The 18,203-nt window shown below is 73.5% G+C and carries 14 protein-coding genes; 4 read left to right on the top strand and 10 right to left on the bottom strand.

Annotated features, from left to right (window positions below):
• Positions 1-122: 122 nt before the first annotated feature.
• From AB0D94_RS18315 to AB0D94_RS18280, 8 genes are all read right to left on the bottom strand, one after another.
• Positions 123-539 carry a rhodanese-like domain-containing protein gene (locus tag AB0D94_RS18315; protein ID WP_362052485.1) on the bottom strand — a complete coding sequence of 139 codons (417 nt, stop codon included), beginning with the start codon at positions 537-539 and terminating at the stop codon, positions 123-125.
• The gene (locus tag AB0D94_RS18310) at positions 536-1,114 is read right to left on the bottom strand and encodes a cysteine dioxygenase (protein WP_362052483.1); all 579 of its coding nucleotides are present in this window, start codon (positions 1,112-1,114) and stop codon (positions 536-538) included. The genes AB0D94_RS18315 and AB0D94_RS18310 overlap by 4 nt, the downstream gene beginning before the upstream one ends.
• Positions 1,115-1,192: 78 nt before the next feature.
• Positions 1,193-1,279 carry a putative leader peptide gene (locus AB0D94_RS18305; RefSeq protein ID WP_311318651.1) on the bottom strand — a complete coding sequence of 29 codons (87 nt, stop codon included), beginning with the start codon at positions 1,277-1,279 and terminating at the stop codon, positions 1,193-1,195.
• Between the two features lie 32 nt (positions 1,280-1,311).
• Entirely contained in the window at positions 1,312-2,892 is a 1,581-nt protein-coding gene (locus tag AB0D94_RS18300; protein WP_362052481.1) for an FAD-dependent monooxygenase, read from the bottom strand.
• Positions 2,893-3,084: 192 nt separating this feature from the next.
• Complete coding sequence (locus AB0D94_RS18295) at positions 3,085-3,969, bottom strand: amino acid ABC transporter permease (RefSeq protein WP_362052479.1); 885 nt, start codon at positions 3,967-3,969, stop codon at positions 3,085-3,087.
• Positions 3,966-4,640, bottom strand: a complete 675-nt coding sequence (locus AB0D94_RS18290) for an amino acid ABC transporter permease (protein ID WP_362052477.1) — start codon at positions 4,638-4,640, stop codon at positions 3,966-3,968. The genes AB0D94_RS18295 and AB0D94_RS18290 overlap by 4 nt, the downstream gene beginning before the upstream one ends.
• A gap of 83 nt (positions 4,641-4,723) precedes the next feature.
• On the bottom strand, positions 4,724-5,566 hold the full coding sequence (locus AB0D94_RS18285; RefSeq protein ID WP_362052475.1) for a glutamate ABC transporter substrate-binding protein: 843 nt from the start codon (positions 5,564-5,566) through the stop codon (positions 4,724-4,726).
• Between the two features lie 120 nt (positions 5,567-5,686).
• Complete coding sequence (locus AB0D94_RS18280) at positions 5,687-6,472, bottom strand: amino acid ABC transporter ATP-binding protein (RefSeq protein WP_362052473.1); 786 nt, start codon at positions 6,470-6,472, stop codon at positions 5,687-5,689.
• Between the two features lie 289 nt (positions 6,473-6,761).
• Here AB0D94_RS18280 and AB0D94_RS18275 point away from each other — a divergent pair, with 289 nt between their 5' ends.
• Positions 6,762-7,466 carry a response regulator transcription factor gene (locus tag AB0D94_RS18275; RefSeq protein ID WP_362052471.1) on the top strand — a complete coding sequence of 235 codons (705 nt, stop codon included), beginning with the start codon at positions 6,762-6,764 and terminating at the stop codon, positions 7,464-7,466.
• A gap of 12 nt (positions 7,467-7,478) precedes the next feature.
• A complete protein-coding gene (locus AB0D94_RS18270; protein ID WP_362052469.1) occupies positions 7,479-8,891 on the top strand; it encodes a HAMP domain-containing sensor histidine kinase in 1,413 nt (470 codons plus the stop codon).
• 22 nt (positions 8,892-8,913) lie between these two features.
• Here the strand turns inward: AB0D94_RS18270 and AB0D94_RS18265 are convergent, their stop codons facing one another.
• Positions 8,914-11,076: an endo-beta-N-acetylglucosaminidase gene (locus tag AB0D94_RS18265; protein ID WP_362052467.1), complete on the bottom strand. Its 2,163-nt coding sequence runs from the start codon at positions 11,074-11,076 to the stop codon at positions 8,914-8,916.
• 89 nt (positions 11,077-11,165) lie between these two features.
• The gene (locus AB0D94_RS18260; RefSeq protein ID WP_362052465.1) at positions 11,166-12,440 is read right to left on the bottom strand and encodes a glycosyl hydrolase; all 1,275 of its coding nucleotides are present in this window, start codon (positions 12,438-12,440) and stop codon (positions 11,166-11,168) included.
• Between the two features lie 275 nt (positions 12,441-12,715).
• Between AB0D94_RS18260 and AB0D94_RS18255 the strand changes: the two genes are divergently transcribed.
• Both AB0D94_RS18255 and AB0D94_RS18250 read left to right on the top strand, forming a co-directional pair.
• The gene (locus tag AB0D94_RS18255) at positions 12,716-17,104 is read left to right on the top strand and encodes an NEW3 domain-containing protein (RefSeq protein WP_362052463.1); all 4,389 of its coding nucleotides are present in this window, start codon (positions 12,716-12,718) and stop codon (positions 17,102-17,104) included.
• An 11-nt stretch (positions 17,105-17,115) separates the two neighbouring features.
• Positions 17,116-18,162 (top strand): LacI family DNA-binding transcriptional regulator, encoded by a 1,047-nt coding sequence (locus AB0D94_RS18250; protein WP_362052461.1) that lies wholly within the window; start codon positions 17,116-17,118, stop codon positions 18,160-18,162.
• The last annotated feature ends 41 nt before the right edge of the window (positions 18,163-18,203 follow it).

Genomic DNA, 18,203 nt, shown 5'->3' with positions numbered 1-18,203 from the left:
GTGGCCACTGCTCATCAACCGCCGGCGGGGCTGGATGTGGCCCCCGCGCCTCAAACGCCGGCGGGGCTGGATGTGGACCCTGCGCCTCAAACGCCGGCGGGGCTGGATGTGGACCCCGCGCCTCAAGCACCGGCGGGGCTGGATCTGCCCTGCCCGGCGGTTACCGGGAGGCCTGCCGATTTCCAGGCCTGGAAGCCGCCCGTCAGGTCCGTCGCGCGGTGGAGGCCCAGGGCGTGGAGGGAGGCCGCGGCCAGGCTGGAGGCGTAACCCTCGTTGCAGATCACCACCACCCGCAGGTCGTGGCTCGTGGCCTCGGCGGCGCGGTGGCTGCCCTGGGGGTCCAGGCGCCACTCCAGCTCGTTGCGCTCGACCACCAGCGCACCCGGGATCAGGCCGTCGCGTTCCCGCAGGGCCTGGTAGCGGATGTCCACCAGCAGGGCCCCGGCCCGGGAGGCCTCGTAGGCCTCCTGGGGAGTGACGCGGGCGTAGCCCGTGCGGACCCGCTCCAGCAGCTCGTCGATGCCGGTCGGGGCGCTCACTGCCAGTCCGCCGGACGCTCGACGTGCTCCAGGGTCAGCAGTGGGCCGGTGCGGCTGTAGCGGCGGATCAGCGGGAGCGGCGGGTAGTACGCGTGCACCGAGATCGCGTGCTCGGCCGGGGACTCGTTGAGGACCTCGTGCACGTGGTGCTCGCCGAAGGCCCGTCCGGAGCCCGCGCCCAGGCTGCGGCTGCGGTCCACGTCGGGGGCGAGCCGCAACGACTGCCAGCCCTCCGAGGGCAGCCGTACGGCCAGCGAGTGCTCGGTGAGGCGGCCCCGGGCGGTGGCGAACGCACCCCGGGACTCGGCGTGGTCGTGCCAGCCGGTGCCGGTGCCCGGAGGCCAGCCGATCAGCCAGGCCTCACTGCCGGCCGGGCCGTCGAGCCGGATCCAGGTGCGGCCCTGCGGGTCGAGCGGCAGCGAGCCGACGACCTCGGCATCGGCAGCGGTGCGCAGGGCGAAGTCGAGGAGCGCGGTGGCCGAGGGCCCTCCGGCCGAGTCGGACTCGACGGACTCGGCGGAGTCGGCGGATACGGGGGAGTCGACGGACGCGGGGGTGTACGCGGGTGCAGACATGGAGCAGGACCGTTCCTGGGGTTCGCGGGAGCGCGCGCGGGCCGGTGACGGCGCGGGGCGCGCGGGGAAAAAGGCGAATCAGCAGGAAGGGCGACACACGCAGCCCGCGTAGCGGAGCAGGTCCATATGGACCCTCCGCCACAGGCGTACGTCGTTGCCGGTCATGCCCGCGAGTGAACCACGGGGCGGCGGGACGGTCAATCGGCCACGGCAGTAGGTGTCGTGGAGGGCGTGGGGAGCGGCTCCGGAGCGCCCGCGCGGACCGCGTCCGCCGCCTCGTACAGCTCCGCCGGGCGGACCCCGGCGAAGGTCGCCGCGAGGTGCCCGTCCGGCCGGACCAGGAGCACCGTGTGCGCCGGGGCGCCCGGGTAGGCGTCCGCGACCAGCAGGTCGGTGCGGACCGGGAGGGCGCTCACCGCCGCCGCCAGGCGGGGCATCAGCCCGGCGCCCAGCCAGTGGCGCCGGTCCCAGACCCCGGTGCCCGGGGCGACCAGGAGCACCAGCAGCCGGCCCCGCCCCAGCAGGTCGCGCAGCGGAACGGTGGACCCGTCGGGCGCCGTCACCGGGACGTTCGCCACCGGACCGCCCGGTTCGGTGGCCGTCGGGACCTCGCGTACGGCCACCGGCGGTGCGTACGTCGGCGCCGCGCCCAGCGGCCCCCATCCCAGGTGGCCGTCGGTGAGGAGGGCTTCGGCGGAACGCGAGGCCCCGGGGAGGTAGGTGCGCAGGCCGCCCCCGGCGCGCAGGACCGGCATCGCCTGGTCGGCCGCGCGCAGCCGGGACGCGACCGCCGTGCGCCGCTCGGCCTCGTAGCTGTCGAGCAGGGCCTCGGAGGCTCCGTGATGCCAGGCCAGGGCCAGCTTCCAGGCCAGGTTCTCGGCGTCGCGCAGCCCCTCCTCGACGCCCTGGGTCCCGAGCGCGCCCAGCAGGTGCGCGGCGTCCCCGGCGAGGAAGGCGCGGCCGTCGCGCCAGCGCCGGGCCAGGCGGTGGTGGAGGGTGTGGACCCCGGTGTCGAGGAGGTCGTAGCGCGGGGTCGTGCCCCCGCACCAGGCCGCGAGGGTGTCCCGGATGAGGGTCACCAGGGTGTCGGGGGTGACCAGCTCCCCGCGGGCGGGGAGCAGCCAGTCCAGCCGCCACACCCCGTCGGGCAGCGGGCGCGCGGTGACCTCGGCGAGCCGGTCGTTGTGGCCGCGGTGCAGCAAGGCCTCGCCGGGCCAGGGGAGTTCGGTGCGCAGGGCGGCCACGGCGTGGCGCTCCACGGCGGTGCGGCCCGGGAAGCGGATGCCGAGCAGCTTGCGCACGGTGGAGCGGGCGCCGTCGCAGCCGACCAGGTGGCTCCCGCGCCACCAGGTGGTCTCGGCGCCCCGGGTGTGGGCGGTGACTCCGTGGCCGTCCTGCTCCACGGAGTCGAGCCGGCTGTCGGTGATCAGCTGGACCAGCGGGTGCGCCGCGGCGGCGTCGCGCAGCCCGCGCGTCAGTGCGTGCTGCGGCAGGTGCAGCGGCGCGGGGCCGTCGTCGAAGGTGCTCCGCTGTGCGGACTGGCGGCGCCGCATGGTGCGCCAGGCGGCGAAGTACGCACCTTCGTCGCGCAGGGTGGCGCAGCCCAGGCGGTTCGCCATGGCGGCGGTGTCGGCGTGCAGGACGACCGTACGGGCCGGGCGCGGTTCCTCCTTGCCCGGGCCTTCGTCGAGTACGACGGAGGGCACGCCCTGGCCGGCCAGGGCGAGGGACAGGGACAGTCCGACGGGGCCTGCGCCGACGACGATCACCGGGTCCATGGCGCGGCTCCCGATGTCCGGTATGTGATCACAGAACGTATGCAACCCACTGGAGGTGCCTGCGTCAAGTGACGCCTGCCCGGGAACGCCGCGTGGTGCGGCGGAAGAGTTCCGCCGCACCACGCTTGCTACGCACTATGACTGACCGTATGTCAGGCCATTGGGAGTTCCCAACCGCCGGTCCGGCCGGGGCTAGGCGCCTGCGCCGCCGCCGGTGGCCATGTCGTTGACCTCGTCCACGCCGACCACCGCGCCGGTGCTCTTCTTCGACTTCCGCACCCGGCCCTCCAGCCAGGAGGCGAAGGAGGTGAGGGCGAAGTTCACCGCGATGTAGAGCAGCGCGATCACGACGAGGGTCGCGATGGTGTTGCTGTAGTTGGCCGAGATCTGCCGGTTCATCGACAGCAGCTCGGCGAGGCCCAGCAGGGAGCCGCCGAGCGCGGTGTCCTTGAGGATCACCACGAGCTGGCTGACCAGAGCGGGGAGCATCGCCGTGACGGCCTGCGGGATGAGCACGTAGACCATGGTCTGGCCCTTGCGCATGCCGATGGCCTTGGCCGCGTCGGTCTGGCCGGAGGGCAGGGACAGCACGCCCGCCCGGACGATCTCGGCGATGACGGCCGCGTTGTAGAGCACCAGACCGGTGACCACCGCGTACAGCGGCCGGACGTCCGAGGAGACGGTCGAGAACTGCACGTAGAGGGCGGAGCCGAACAGCATCAGCATCAGCACCGGGATGGCGCGGAAGAACTCGACGAACGCGCCGACCGGGATGCGCACCCACGCGTGGTCGGAGAGCCGGCCGATGCCCAGCAGGGCGCCCAGCGGGATCGCGATCACGATGGCGATCGCGCCGGCCTTGAGGGTCTCCAGCAAGCCGGGGATCAGGAACGTCGTCCAGATCTCGGTCTCGGTGACGAAGGGGGTCCACTTGTCGGCGTCGAGCTGGTTCTTCTCCGCCATCACGGACAGGATCCACCACAGGGCGAGGCCGAGCAGGACGACGAAGACGCCGCTGTAGATCCAGTTACGAACCTTGGCCTTGGGGCCGGGGGCGTCGTACAGCACGGAGGTCATCGCTTCACCGCCACTCGCTTGGCCACCCAGCCCAGCAGCAGGCCGGTCGGCAGGGTCAGCAGACAGAAGCCGAGCGCGAAGATGCCGAAGACGGCGAACAGCGCCTGGGCCTCGTTCTCGACCATTTCCTTCATCAGCAGGGCCGCTTCGGCCACGCCGATGGCCGCTGCCACCGTGGTGTTCTTGGTGAGCGCGATCAGTACGTTCGTGAGCGGTGCGACGACCGCCCGGAAGGCCTGGGGGAGCACGACGAGGGTGAGCACCTGGAAGAAGCTCAGTCCCAGCGCGCGGGCCGCTTCGGCCTGCCCCACGGGCACGGTGTTGATGCCCGAACGCAGGGCCTCGCAGACGAAGGTGCCGGTGTAGGCGACGAGCCCGAGGATCGCGAGCTTGAAGCCGATCTCCTTGAAGGTTCCGCCACCCAGCTCGATGCCGAGCGTCTGGTTGAGGCCCAGTGAGCAGGCGATGATCAGCACGGTCAGCGGCGTGTTGCGCACGAGGTTGACGTACGCGGTGCCGAAGCCCCGCAACAGCGGGACCGGGCTGACCCGCATGCCCGCCAGGACGGTGCCCCATATGAGGGATCCGACCGCCGAGTAGAGGGTGAGCTGAACCGTCACCCAGAAGGCTCCGAGCAGGTCGTACTGCCCGGAATCAAGAAAATCGAACACGATGCCCTGCGCTCTCCCCAGGATGGCCGACGAGGGGCGCCGCCGCCCGTGACAGGCGGGCGGCGACGCTCCTCACCGGTGAATCAGCTGCCTTCGGTGATCTGCGGGGCCGGCTCGTTCTTGTAGTTGGCCGGGCCGAAGTTCTTCTGCACGGCCGCCTCCCAGGCGCCGTCCGCGACCATCTTCTTGAGCGCGGCGTTGATCTTGGTCTGGAGCTCGGTGTCGCCCTTCTTCAGACCGATGCCGTAGTTCTCGTTGCTCAGGCTCAGCCCGACCAGCTTGAACTTGCCCTTGTTGTTCTCCTGCGCCGCGTAGCCGGCCAGGATCGAGTTGTCCGTGGTCAGGGCGTCGACCTTCTTGTTCTCCAGGCCCGTCAGGCACTCGGAGTAGCCGCCCTGCTCCAGCAGGTCCGCCTCGGGGGCCAGCTTGGTCTTGACGTTCTGCGCCGAGGTGGAGCCGGTGACCGAGCAGAGCTTCTTCTTGTTCAGGTCCTCGGCCTTGGTGATGCTGGTGTCATCGGCGCGGACCAGCAGGTCCTGGTGCGCGAGGAGGTACGGGCCGGCGAAGTCGACCTTCTCCTTGCGCTTGTCGTTGATCGAGTAGCTCGCGACGACGAACTTGACGTCGCCGTTGGCGATCAGGTTCTCGCGCTCGGCGCTGATGGCCTGCTTCCACTCGATCTGCTCGGGGGTGTAGCCGAGCTCCTTGGCCACGTAGGTCGCGACGTCCACGTCGAAGCCCGTGTACTTGCCGTCCGGGGTCTTCAGGCCGACACCCGGCTGGTCGAACTTGATGCCGATGACGACCTTGTCCTTCTTGTCGCCACCGCCCTCGGAGCCCTTGTCAGTGGTGCCGCCACAGGCGGTCGCGGTCAGCGCAAGGGCGACGGCGATGGCCGCGACCGCACCGGTCTTGAAAACCTTCATGGTGAACTTCCCTCGGATGAGACGGTGTTGAACGACGGGCGACGTGTGTGACGGACTCGCCGCGGGCCACAAGGGCCGCGGCGGTGATCCGCCCCCCGGATGACTACCAGACCCCGGCCGTCAGTGGTGCAGGATCTTCGACAGGAAGTCCTTGGCCCGATCACTGCGCGGGTTGCTGAAGAACGCCTCGGGCTGGGCCTCTTCGACGATCTTTCCGTCGGCCATGAAGACGACCCGGTTGGCCGCCGAGCGGGCGAAGCCCATCTCGTGCGTGACGACCACCATCGTCATCCCCTCCCGGGCGAGCTGCTGCATGACCTCCAGCACCTCGTTGATCATCTCCGGGTCGAGCGCCGAGGTGGGCTCGTCGAAGAGCATCACCTTCGGCTCCATGGCCAGCGCGCGGGCGATCGCCACGCGCTGCTGCTGACCGCCGGAGAGCTGCGCCGGGTACTTGTCGGCCTGCGAGCCGACGCCCACCCGGTCCAGCAGGGCCAGTGCCTTCTCGCGCGCCGCGGCCTGATCCGTCTTGCGGACCTTGAGCTGGCCCAGCATGACGTTCTGCAGCACCGTCTTGTGCGCGAAGAGGTTGAACGACTGGAAGACCATGCCGACGTCGGCGCGCAGCCGGGCCAGCTCCTTGCCCTCCGAGGGCAGTTCCTTGCCGTCGAGCGTGATGGCGCCCGAGTCGATGGTCTCCAGCCGGTTGATGGTCCGGCACAGCGTGGACTTGCCCGATCCCGAAGGACCGATCACGACGACGACCTCACCGCGGGCAATGCTCAGATTGATGTCCTGAAGCACGTGCAGCGCGCCGAAGTGCTTGTTGACGTTGCTCAGTACGACCAGGTCGTCCGCGGCGCCGGCCGCGTCCTGCACGTCCTTGGTCACTGATACTCCGCTCATCGGCTTCTTGCTCCGTCCTCCTCGGTTGGGAGGACAGTAGTGACGTCTTGCGCACAGCGTCATCACATCTGAGGGAGAATTGAGCATAACGATCCGGCCTCACCCGGATACGCTCCGTACGCCTTCCCCTACGGCCGCCCCGGTACGCGTACCGGGTGCATAACGGAAGACGCGCCGCACCGGAACCCCTCTTGACGTGGGAGTCTTCATCGGCGTGGATGCAGGGTGGCCCTGAACGGAAGCTGAAGAAGAAGCTGAAACCGAACGAAGAGAAGGAGAGGGGGACGCCATGAGACTGCTGCTCGTCGAGGACGACGACCACGTCGCCGCCGCCCTGTCCGCGATCCTCGCCCGGCACGGCTTCCGGGTGACCCACGCCCGCAACGGCGAGGAGGCCCTGCAGGCGCTGCTGCCCGCCGGCGCCCCGCCCTTCGGCGTCGTCCTCCTCGACCTCGGACTGCCCGACCAGGACGGCTACGAGGTGTGCGGCAAGATCCGCAAGCGCACCGCCACCCCGGTCATCATGGTGACCGCGCGGGCCGACGTCCGCTCGCGCATCCACGGCCTCAACATGGGCGCCGACGACTACGTCACCAAGCCCTACGACACCGGCGAACTCCTCGCCCGCATCCACGCCGTGGCCCGGCGCACCGGTGCCTCCGAGGAGGCCGCCGCCACCGGGGCCGGCGCGCCCTCCGTCGTGCGGCTCGGCCCGGTCAGCATCGAGCTGCCCACCCGCCGCGTCAGCGTGGACGGCATCGACGTACCGCTCACCCGCAAGGAATTCGACCTCCTCGCCCTGCTCGCGCAGCGGCCCGGCGTCGTCTTCCGCCGCGAGCAGATCATCAGCGAGGTGTGGCGCACCAGCTGGGAGGGGACCGGGCGCACCCTGGAGGTGCACGTCGCCTCGCTGCGCTCCAAGCTGGCGATGCCCGCCCTCATCGAGACCGTGCGCGGGGTGGGCTACCGGCTCGTCGCCCCGGCCGCCCCCTAGCGGGCCACCGCCGTGCGTGCCAGGCTCCTCCCCCTGCTCGTCGTCCTCATGGCGGGCATGCTGCTCGCGCTCGGCTTCCCGCTCGCCGTGAGCCTGGCCGCAGGGCAGCAGCAGCGGGTGGTGGTCGACCGGATCGACGACAGCGCACGCTTCGCCGCCCTCGCCCAGTTCGTCATCGACGCCGAGGGCTCCGGATCCACCGGCGCCGACGAGCGCCTGGAGACGCTCCGGCTCGAACTCACCCGCTACCAGGAGCTGTACGGCATCCGCGTCGGCATCTTCTACCGCGACGACAACGCCATGGCCCGCTCCCCGGGCTGGTGGCAGCTCCCCGAATCCGGGGAGGGCCGCCGCGCCTTCGAGGCGGCGCTCGCCGGACGGCGCAGTCACGACCCGCCCCAGGTGTGGCCCTGGCAGACGCAGGGCAAACTGCTCGTCGCCTCCCCGGTCGTCCTCGACGGGGACGTGGTCGCGGTCGTCGCCACCGAATCGCCCACCGACCTGATGCGCGGCCGGATCCTGCGGGGCTGGCTGCTCATCGTCGCAGGGCTGGGCGCCGCCATGCTGGTCGCCTTCGGCGCCGCCCTGCGGCTCACCAGCTGGGTGCTCAAGCCCGTACGGACCCTGGACGCGGCCGCCCACGGCATCGCGACGGGGCGGATGAACTCCCGGGTCGCGGCCGCCGGCGGGCCGCCGGAACTCCAGCGCCTGGCCCGGTCGTTCAACGAGATGGCCGACAACGTCGAAGAGGTACTGGAGCAGCAGCGGGCGTTCGTCGCGGACGCCTCCCACCAGCTGCGCAATCCGCTCGCCGCGCTGCTCCTGCGGATCGAGCTGCTCGCCCTCGAACTGCCCGAGGGGAACGAGGAGATCGCCTCCGTGCGCACCGAGGGCAAGCGCCTGACCCAGGTCCTGGACGACCTGCTGGACCTGGCGCTGGCCGAGCACGCCTCCGCCGAGATCAGCCTCACCGACATCGGGGCGCTGACCGCCGAGCGGGTCGCGTCCTGGCGCCCGTACGCCGAGGAGAAGGGTGTCCGGATCACCGAGACGGGCCGCAGCGCCGTCACCGGCTGGGCCGACCCCATCGCCCTGTCCAGCGCCCTCGACGCCGTCATCGACAACGCCCTCAAGTTCACGCCCGCCGGGGAGGAGGTCGAGGTGTCCGTCTCCGCCGCCGGACGCTCCGTCCACGTGGTCGTCGCCGACCGCGGCCCCGGCCTCACCGAGGACGAGCTGCTCCGCGTCGGCGACCGGTTCTGGCGCAGCGGCCGCCACCAGAACGTCAAGGGCTCCGGGCTAGGCCTGTCGATCTCCCGCACCCTGCTCGCCGCGGGCGGCGGGTCCCTCTCCTACGAGACGAACCCGCCGCACGGGCTGCGGGTGACGGTGGCCGTGCCGCGCACCGACCCCCACACCTCCTGACCTCCGTTCCCCGCGCCGCGGCCTACCAGGGGAAGGCGGTCCGGGCCGGTGCGGAGACCGCGTACAGCTCGTCCACGGCGCGCACCTCCAGGGCCGCCGCCCGCTCCCGGCCCGCGCGGGGGAGCCCGGGCAGGTAGAAGGCGGCGGCGCAGGTACCGCCCAGGAAGCGGCGGCTGCCGTCGGGCAGGACCCGGGTCAGCTCGTAGTGGCGCACCGGGCCGGGTGCCCGGCGCCAGGACAGGCGCAGCGCCGCCCCGCCGTCCCGCCGCGCCGAGGCCGTCACGGCCAGGGCGGCGGGCGGCGCCGGGGGCCGGTCCGGACCGGCCTCGCGCACCGACAGGGCCCCCAGCCGCCAGGCCACCGGCCCGCCGCCGCGCGCAGTGATCCGTACCGCCAGCCCGTACGCCGTCCTCCCCGCCAGCTTCGCGAGCCCGACCCGCGTCGTGCGCCAGCCCGCCCCGTAGGCCTGGCCGTCGCGGGTGCCGGCGGGCAGCCAGGTGTACGGGACGGGCTCGCCCGGGGCGGAAGGCTCGCGGGTGGCCACGCCGACCTCCACGGAGAGCGGGCCCCCCGACTCGGTGGCGTGCACCAGCTCCAGGACGGTGGAGCGGGTCAGCGGCAGCCGGGTGGAGTGCAGCCCCACAGCGGCCGGGGCGGTCACCCGGCCCGTCACCAGCAGGCTGGAGCCGCCGCGCCAGGCGCGGGCGAAGTCCAGGCTCACGGCGGGCCGTTCCCCTGCGGTGTCTACGACCCAGCGGCGGCCCGGCAGCCGGTCCTGGAGCCCGAGGTGGTTCCAGGGGGTGTCGGAGGCGATCCGGCCCTCCTCGTACCAGCGCTCCCCGTGCCCGGTGTTGAAGGCGCAGGCGAAGGGCAGCGAGCTGACGGTGGAACGGTCGGCGACGGCCGTGGCCGGGGCCCGCCAGGTGCCCTCGGGTGCCGGGCGGGAAGGATCGAGGGACTCGCCCGTCCAGAACCGGTCGTCGGCCCGGTGGAAGGCGCCGGGGGAGCGGTCGGTGAGGTGGTTGCGGGTCCACTCGGGCCGGTAGAAGCCGTAGCTGACGACGTGGTCGCGCCCGCGCGGGATGATCGCGTCCCACTGGACCGGGGAGTTCCAGCCGTGGGACTCGGTGTCCACGGCCGCCCACAGCTCGTGGCGGGAACGGCCCAGCCGGTCCGCGAGGGCACCGGAGGCGGCGAGGGTCTGCGGGGTCCAGCGGAAGTCCACGAACATCGTGTCCGCGACGGGGCCGGCCCGATCCTCGAAGAACTCCTGGTTGAGCGCGTTGAGCGCCCCCTGCCAGCCGACCCGGCCGGTGGTGTTCATGGCGTCGTACCAGGTGATCCGCAGGCCGTGCGGCTCGCCCGCCGCCCGCAGGGCGCGCAGGAACTCCCTTGTTCTGGAGGCCAGTTCGCTGTCGCCGCCGTCCGTCTCGGCATTGACGAACCAGCCGTCGAACCCGTACGTCCGGGCCACCCGCACGAGCTGTTCGGCGATCGGGAAACGGCCGAGCGGGTCCCGCTGGACCAGGTCCCGGGTCCACTGGAGATCGCCGCCGTAGGGCGCGGGCGGCAGGAACACGTTGCCCATCACCCGGACCCCGTTGCGGTGGGCGGCGTCGATGACGGGGGCGTTCGGGGCGAGCACGATCCCCTCGCCGGAGGAGCCGCCCCAGAAGACCAGCTCGTCGATGTACGCCCAGTGCGTGAGCGCGTAGAAGTCGGCGGTGGCGGAGCCCTGGGACGGGTTCCCCGCCGTCGGACCGAAGGAGACGAGGGAGGAGATCCGGGCCTGGCCGGCGCGGGCGCCGGGATGCGGCGGGACGGGGGTGAAACGCGGCGCGAGCGGCACGGTCGCGGTGTTGTGGGCCATGTCGGGATCGGTTTCGGGGCTCCACTCCTTGAGGGAGCGCCACACGATCCCCGGACCGGGGGCGCCGCCCGGCAGCGAGTCCGGATACCAGTAGGAGGCGTACGGGGCCAGGTCGGCCGGGGTCGCGGCGACGGGAGGGGCAGCGGGGGCGGCCGAGGCGGCCGGGGTCAGGGCGGGCGCGCCCAGCAGGGCGGCGGCTCCCGCCCCGGCCCCGGCGGCGAGCACCCCGCGCCGGGCCGGACGCGGCGGCGCCGCAGGCGGGCAGGCGCGGGCGGCGGTGGTACGAGGGTCGACGCCGTTGTCGTTCTCGGACATGCGGGGCTCCTCGGAAGGTGGGGAGGGGAAGGGGAGTCAGTCCAAGACGCGCCTAGTGCGGTGGCCGGCAAACCTTTCCGGCCACAGCACTAGATCTCGTGGACGCGCAGCACCTCGGTGATGCCGCGCGCGGCCAGGTGGGCCGGGTCCTCGGCGAGCTCGGCCAGCACCACCGCCGGCCGGACCCCGTCCGCGGCCAGTGCCGCCCAGGCCTCGAAGAACGCGCCGCCGGGTGCGCACACCGAGCGGCGCGGCGCGGCCGACGCCGGGCCGACGTCCACGGCCAGTGCCGTGGACCGGGGCGCGGGCCGGTGCTCGCGGCCCCGCCACTCCCCGGCGACGCGGGCGACGACGGCCCCGGCGGGCTTGGTCCGGCGGTCGTTGGTGAGCAGGCCCAGTCCGTACTCCAGTTCCGGGAAGTCGGCGAGCTCCCGGGACACGTCGTGCGAGCACCACCAGGTGACGCCCCACAGGCCGGGGCAGTCCAGGGCGTTCGCGAGGGTGGCCGCGGTGAACCGCGCCGCCCGCTCCGGCCCGATCAGCGGCGCGGGGGCGCCGACCTCCTGGAGCCACACCGGGCGGTGCGGGTCGAGGGCCCAGGCCTTGGACAGCTCGATCAGGTAGGCGGCGTGCTGCTCGGTCGCGGCGCCGGTCGGGCCGTGGCGCTGCGCGGTGCCGTTGAACACCCAGGAGTGCACGGCCGTGGCGGCGCCGAGCCGGGCGGCCTGGGCGACGGTGAAGGGGTGGCCGTCCTGGTACCAGGCGGCGTCGTACTCGGCGTGCAGGTGGAACCGCCCCGGCGCGCCCTTCTCGCAGGCGGCGAGCATCCGCTCCAGCCAGTGGGCGGCCTGGTCGGGGGTGATCCGGTCGGGGTCGGGGTGCGGGGCGCCGGAGAACTGGTTGATCTCGTTCCCGACGGTCATGCCGATGAAGTTCGGCCGGTCGGCGAGGGCCGCGGCCAGCGTGCGCAGGTACTCCTCCTGCCCGGCGACCACCTCGGGATCGCTGAAGATGTTCCGCCGGTGCCAGGTCCGGGTCCAGGCGGGCAGGAAGTCGAAGCTGGACAAGTGCCCTTGCAGCCCGTCCACGTTGACGTCGAGCCCGCGCTCGGCCGCCGCGTCGGCGAGCGCGACGAGCTGCTCGACGGCGCGCGGCCGGATCAGCGTCCGGTTCGGCTGGAACACGGGCCAGAGCGGGAAGACGCGGACGTGGTCCAGTCCGAGTGCGGCGATCGAGTCCAGGTCGGCCCTGACCTCGTCGAGGTCGAAGTCCAGCCAGTGGTGGAACCAGCCGCGCGCCGGGGTGTAGTTGGCGCCGAACCTGAGGGTGCGGGCGGGCCCCGGAAGGGCGCCTTCTTCGCGCATGAGGAGTCCCTGGAGTTCTGAGGAATTCACCGGGTGACCCACAACCTGCCGCCCGTCCGGGGAGAAAGTCAACAGGGCCCCAATCTCCGGGCACCCCGATCTGGCGGAATGAATGCACCAACCTCGCGGAGCCGTGAACTTATGCGCTTCAGTGCCGTTGACAGGCGGGTCCAGGGATCCCAAGCTTGGTCACCTAATGCGGTTTAGTTCAGCTCGGTCAAGGATGTCGCGCAAGGAAGTGTGCGGAAATGGACAGCGGTATTTCAGTCATCTCCGTGACCACCCCGTCCCTCTTCACCGGCGCGCCCGGAAACCCCTCGCAGGTGGTCCGTGTCCGCATCCGCAGGGAGCGCCCGGCGGGCCCGCTGTACGTCACCGTGCACGGCCCGGGCATCACCACCGCGCACCCGCGGATCCTGCGCGCGGACACCGCCGAGGCCTTCGCCGGGACGGCGGACACGGCGGACACGGCGGACACGGCCGAGACGGCCGAGACGGCCGTGGAGTCCAACGTCGAGGTGGCCGTCCGAACCGGCACAGCCGCGCCGGGCGAGCTGCTGGCCGCCACCGCCCGCATCGCCACCCCCGACGGACGCCCGCTCGCCGAGCTGCCGTTCTCCCTGGCCGTCGCCGAGCCGGGCTGGACCGTCCGGCTCGTACCGCACTTCCACTACGACCCGATGTGGTGGAACACCCAGGCCGCCTACGCCGCCCTGTGGGACGCGCCGCCCGAGCCCGGCGCGCCGGAACGCGGCTGGGAGTACACCGGGGTTCCCGCCTTCACCCTCGTACCGCTCCACCTCCAGCAGGCCCGCGAGGATCCGGCGTACCGCTTCGTGCTCTCCGAGATCGACTACCTCAAGCCCTACTGGGACAGTCATCCCGCCGACCGCGCCGAACTGCGCGCGCTGATCGCCGAGGGACGGCTGGAGATCGTCGGCGGCACCTACAACGAGCCGTCCACCACCCTCACTTCGGCCGAGACCACCATCCGCGGCGCTGTCCACGGCCTCGCCCTGCACCGCGGCACCCTGGGCGCCGACCCCCGCACCGCCTGGCAGCTCGACGTCTTCGGCCACGACCCGTCCTTCCCCGCCCTGATGGCCGGCTGCGGACTGGACTCCGCCGTCCTCGCCCGCGGCCCTCACCACCAGTGGGGCCCCATGGCGGACACCTGGGGGCAAGCCCTGCGGCCGCCCACCGCCATGCAACTGCCCGCCGAGTACGAGTGGATCGCCCCCGGCGACAGCGGGGCGCAAGGGCTGCTGCTGCACTACCTGCCCGCGCACTACTCGGCCGGCTGGTTCTCCGACCGGGCGCCGGACGCCGAAGCCGCCGCCGAACAGCTCCTGGAGCTCTACGAACTGCTGCGTACCGCCGCCGCCACGCGCAACGTCCTCATCCCGATGGGCACGGACTTCTCCTGGCCGCACCGCTGGGGCCTGGACGTGCAGCACACCTGGAACCGCCGCTACTGCTGGCCGCGCATGGAACACAGCGGCCCGCGCGCCCACTTCGACGCGGTCCGGGCCGAGCTGGCGGCGCGCGGGGAGCGGCCGCTGCCCGTGACCCGCGAGATGGGGCCGGTGTACACGGGCAAGGACGTCAGCTACAGCGATGTGAAACAGGCCCACCGGGCCGCCGAGAACCTCCTCGAACAGGCCGAGACCTTCGCCGCGCTGGCCTGCGCGGAGGGGCTGCTCGACTACCCGGCGCAGACCCTCGGCAAGGCGTGGCGGCACCTGCTGCACGCCGCCCACCACGACGCGGTCACCGGGACCTTCTCCGACCAGGTGTACCTGGACCTGCTGCCGACGTGGCGGGAGGCGCACGAACTGGCCGCCGCCGTACGGGAGGAGGCGCTGCGGGCGCTGACGGCCCGGGCGGACACCCGGGGGCCGGGCCCGCTCGCGGTGACCGTCCACAACCCGCTGTCGTGGCTGCGGACCGACCTGGTGCGCACCACCGTGGAACCGTCCGCCCTGGGCCTGGCCGACGCGGAGGCCCACCGGATCGCGGTGTGCGACGCGTCGGGCCGGTGGGCGCCCGTCCATGTCGAGGCCGTCGCCGGGGGAGTGGCCGAGGTGGCCTTCCTGGCCGAGGACGTGCCCTCGCTCGGGTACCGCACCTGGTGGCTGGGGGCGGCGGAGGAGCCCGTGTCGGGCGGCTGGCACCCGGCGGACGAGGAACCGGGCGAGGGATCGGCGCAGGAGGGACGGGCGGGCGAGGAACCGGCGGAGACGCGGGCTCCGCAGGCGCTCCGGGTGATCCAGAACGGCCGCTTCCGCGCGGAGGCCGACCCGGCGCGCGGCGGCGGCCTCGTCCGGCTGCTGGACCTGCGCACCGGGGACGAGCTGCTGACCCCGGGAGAGGTGGACGAGCTGGTCGTGCAGGAGGAGTACTCCGAGCACCCCTTCTTCGGCGAGGGCCCCTGGCACCTGCTGCCCAAGGGCCCGGGCACCGGCTCCGGCTCCGCGCCCGCCGCGTCCTGCCGGGTGGAGCGCGGGCCGCTCGGCACGCGGATCGTGGCCACCGGACGCACCGGGCCGGTCCGCTGGACCCGCTTCACCACCCTGTGGCACGGCCTGGACCGGATGGAACTGACCACACGCGTCGACGAGTTCACCGGCTCCGACCAGCTGTTGCGGCTGCGCATCCCGGCCGATGTGCCCGGCGCGCTGCCGGTCGTGGAGACGGCCGCCGCCGCGGTGGGGCGCGGCTTCGCCTTCCCCGAGGCGGACGCGGGGGCCGACCACACCCGGGCCCCGTGGACCCTGGACAGCCCGTGCCTGAACTGGTTCGCCCTGTCGGCCCCGCTGCCCGGGCCGGACCGGGCGCTGGGCGCGGCCGAGATCGTGCTGCCGGACGCCGGAACTCCGGCCGGCCTGCGGGAGTTGGTCACCGCCCTCGGCCGGTACGGGGTCACCGCCACCCCGACCCGCCCTGCGGGCCCGCGCTGGGGCGACCTGGCGGTGGACAGCAGCCTCCCGGACTTCCGGATCGTCCTCGGCGGCCCAGGGGAGAGCAGCTTCACCCGGGCGCTGCTGGAGGCGGCCGGTCCCGACTGCGCGCGGGCCGTACGGGAACACGCGCGGGTGTGGATCCCGGCCCGGGCCCCGCTCCGCGAACTGTGGAGCCCCGGCTGCGACCTGACCGGCATCCTGGACCTGCCGGCCCTGGTGCACACCGGGCCGGCGGCGGAACTCGCCCGGGCCGTCGCCGCGTCGGGCCGCCTGGAGGCCGAGGTCCTCCCGGGCGCGGCGGCTGCGCCCGGAGCCCCGTACGAGGCGCCCTGGGCCGGGCGGACCGTCGGGGTCCTGGTCAAGGGCACGCCCAGCCTCGCCGTGGACACGGCCGGACGGCTGCACAGCACCCTGCTGCGCTCCTGCACCGGCCGCCCCAGCGGGCAGTGGATGGACCCTCCGCGGGACTCCGGCCCGGGGTACACCGGGCGGCGCACCGCCCCCGACGGCAGTTCCTTCCAGCTCCAGCACTGGACGCACGTCTTCGAGCACGCCCTGGTCGCCGGAGCCGGGGACTGGCGGCAGGCGGACCTGGTCCGGCGGGGGCGGGAGTTCAACAAGCCCCTGTGCGCGGTGGTGGCCGCCCCGGCCGCGGGACCCCGGCCGGCGGCCCGGTCCCTGCTCGGCGTGGAACCGGCCGACCGGGTCCTGATCGAGACCGTGAAACGGGGGGAGCACGGCGCTCTGGCGGTCCGGCTGCGCGAGACCCACGGCCGCCCGGCCGCCCCCGAGCTGCGCTGGCCCCTGCCCGCGACCGCCGAGTCGGACCTGCTGGACCGCCCGCTGGGCCCGTTCGCGGGAAGGATCGCGGGCTCGGCCACCACCACGGTGCTCCTGGACACGGAATCGGGCATGCCGCTGCGGGAGGGCGAACGCGAGCCGCACCAGCCGGTTTTCAGCCGCTACTGGCTGCACAACACGGGGACGGCGCCGCTGGGGAACGCGCCCTACACCGTGACGTGTGACGGCCCGCCGTCCGGCGCCACGGTGACGCTCGCGGCCCACGGCGCGGGCGGCCCGGTCACGCTGGAGGTCCGCGCCCCACAGGGCTGGCGGACCTCCTGGACCCGGCGCACCGCGGACCTCAAGGACGGCGGGTACGAGCGGATCCCGCTGCGCGTGACCCCCGCCGCCGGGGCCGAACCCGGCGACCACCTCGTCCCGGTCCTCGCCGCCACCCCGGCGGGCGCGTTCGAGGACGCCCTCACCGTCACCGTCCCCGCATCCGACCCGGGCGGCAGTCAGGTACGGGCTGCCCCGGCCGGGCTGTGGGCGCAGGCGCTCACCCCGGCCGACGCGGCCGTCACCGTCGCCCCCGGCGGGCGGGGACTCGTACGGGTCCGGATCGGCAGCACCGGCGTCCGCGGACCGCTGACCGGCCTGGCCTACGCCGTCTCCCCGTACGGCGCCTGGCAGCTGACGGCTCCCGCCGCCCGGCCGCTGGTCGTACCGGAGGACCGCCCGGCCGTGGTCGAGTTCGAGGTGCGGCCGCCGCCCGGCACCCCTCCCGGCAGCTACTGGGTGGTGGTCAAGGCGGTCTGCCAGGGCAGGATCGCGTACGGTCCGGCCATCGCCGTCCGTGTGGACGGCTTGCCCGGTGCACCCGCCGCACCGGGCGTCGCCGACGCACCCGAAGGATGATGAGGCAGGCCATGGCCCGCAGACCCACCATCAAGGACATCGCCCGCCAGGCCGGGGTGTCGGAGAGCGCGGTGTCCTTCGCGCTCAACGACCGGCCGGGCGTCTCCCAGGACACCCGCGCCCGGATCCGCCGGGTCGCCGAGGAACTCGGCTGGCAGCCCAACAGCGCCGCCCGCGCCCTGTCCGGCGAACGCTCCGGCGCGGTGGGCCTCGTACTGGCCCGGCCCGCCTACACGCTCGGCGTCGAGTCCTTCTTCCTCCAGCTCGTCTCCGGCATCCAGGAGGTCCTCTCCGCCTCCCGGATCGCCCTGCTGTTCCAGCTGGTCGACGACATCGACGCGGAGTGCGCGCTGTACCGGCGCTGGTGGGCCGAACGGCGCGTGGACGGCGTCCTGGTCGTCGACCCGCGCACCCACGACCCCCGCCCGGTCCTCCTGGAGCAGCTGGCCCTGCCCGCAGTCACCGTCGGCGAGGCCGGACCCGGACGGCCCGCCGCCGGCGTCTCCTCGGTCGGTGCGGACGACGCGGGGGCGATGGCCGAGGTCCTCGACCACCTGTACGAGCTCGGCCACCGCCGGATCGTCCACATCGCCGGGCTGCCCGGCCTCGCCCACACGGCCCGCCGCATGGAGTCCCTGCGGACGGAGGCGGCGCGCCGCGGGCTGGGTCCGGACCAGGTGCGTTCGGTGGTCACCGACTACTCCGACGCCGAGGGCGCGGCGGCCACCCGCCGGGTCCTCGCCGAACCCGCGCCCCCCACGGCGCTGATCTACGACAACGACGTGATGGCCGTGGCGGGCAGCGCGGTCGCCGCCGAGCTGGGCATCCCGGTGCCGGGCCTGCTCTCGATCGTGGCCTGGGACGATTCCGCGCTCTGCCGGGTCACCCACCCCCGCCTCACCGCTCTGGTGCGCGACACCGCGGGCTTCGGGCGGCTCGCCGCGCAGGAGCTCCTCGCCGTCCTCGCGGGAAGCCCGCCGAGGGTCCGCGAGAGCGAGCGCCCCCGGCTGGAGCCCCGCGAGAGCACGGGGGTTCCCCCGGCGCATACTGAATCCTGACCCCTTCCTGGAGCCGCCACCGTGATCACCCCCACCGCCCC

This window comes from Streptomyces sp. NPDC048255 (assembly GCF_040652415.1).
Taxonomy (GTDB): Bacteria; Actinomycetota; Actinomycetes; order Streptomycetales; family Streptomycetaceae; genus Streptomyces.
This window is presented reverse-complemented; position numbering and strand designations above follow the sequence as displayed.

Bases quoted from the DNA above. Each gene is read 5' to 3' on its own strand.
- AB0D94_RS18310 (WP_362052483.1), bottom strand. From the start codon at position 1,114: ATGTCTGCACCCGCGTACACCCCCGCGTCCGTCGACTCCCCCGTATCC.
- AB0D94_RS18305 (WP_311318651.1), bottom strand. From the start codon at position 1,279: ATGACCGGCAACGACGTACGCCTGTGGCGGAGGGTCCATATGGACCTG.
- AB0D94_RS18300 (WP_362052481.1), bottom strand. From the start codon at position 2,892: ATGGACCCGGTGATCGTCGTCGGCGCAGGCCCCGTCGGACTGTCCCTG.
- AB0D94_RS18295 (WP_362052479.1), bottom strand. From the start codon at position 3,969: ATGACCTCCGTGCTGTACGACGCCCCCGGCCCCAAGGCCAAGGTTCGT.
- AB0D94_RS18285 (WP_362052475.1), bottom strand. From the start codon at position 5,566: ATGAAGGTTTTCAAGACCGGTGCGGTCGCGGCCATCGCCGTCGCCCTT.
- AB0D94_RS18280 (WP_362052473.1), bottom strand. From the start codon at position 6,472: ATGAGCGGAGTATCAGTGACCAAGGACGTGCAGGACGCGGCCGGCGCC.
- AB0D94_RS18275 (WP_362052471.1), top strand. From the start codon at position 6,762: ATGAGACTGCTGCTCGTCGAGGACGACGACCACGTCGCCGCCGCCCTG.
- AB0D94_RS18265 (WP_362052467.1), bottom strand. From the start codon at position 11,076: ATGTCCGAGAACGACAACGGCGTCGACCCTCGTACCACCGCCGCCCGC.
- AB0D94_RS18260 (WP_362052465.1), bottom strand. From the start codon at position 12,440: ATGCGCGAAGAAGGCGCCCTTCCGGGGCCCGCCCGCACCCTCAGGTTC.
- AB0D94_RS18250 (WP_362052461.1), top strand. From the start codon at position 17,116: ATGGCCCGCAGACCCACCATCAAGGACATCGCCCGCCAGGCCGGGGTG.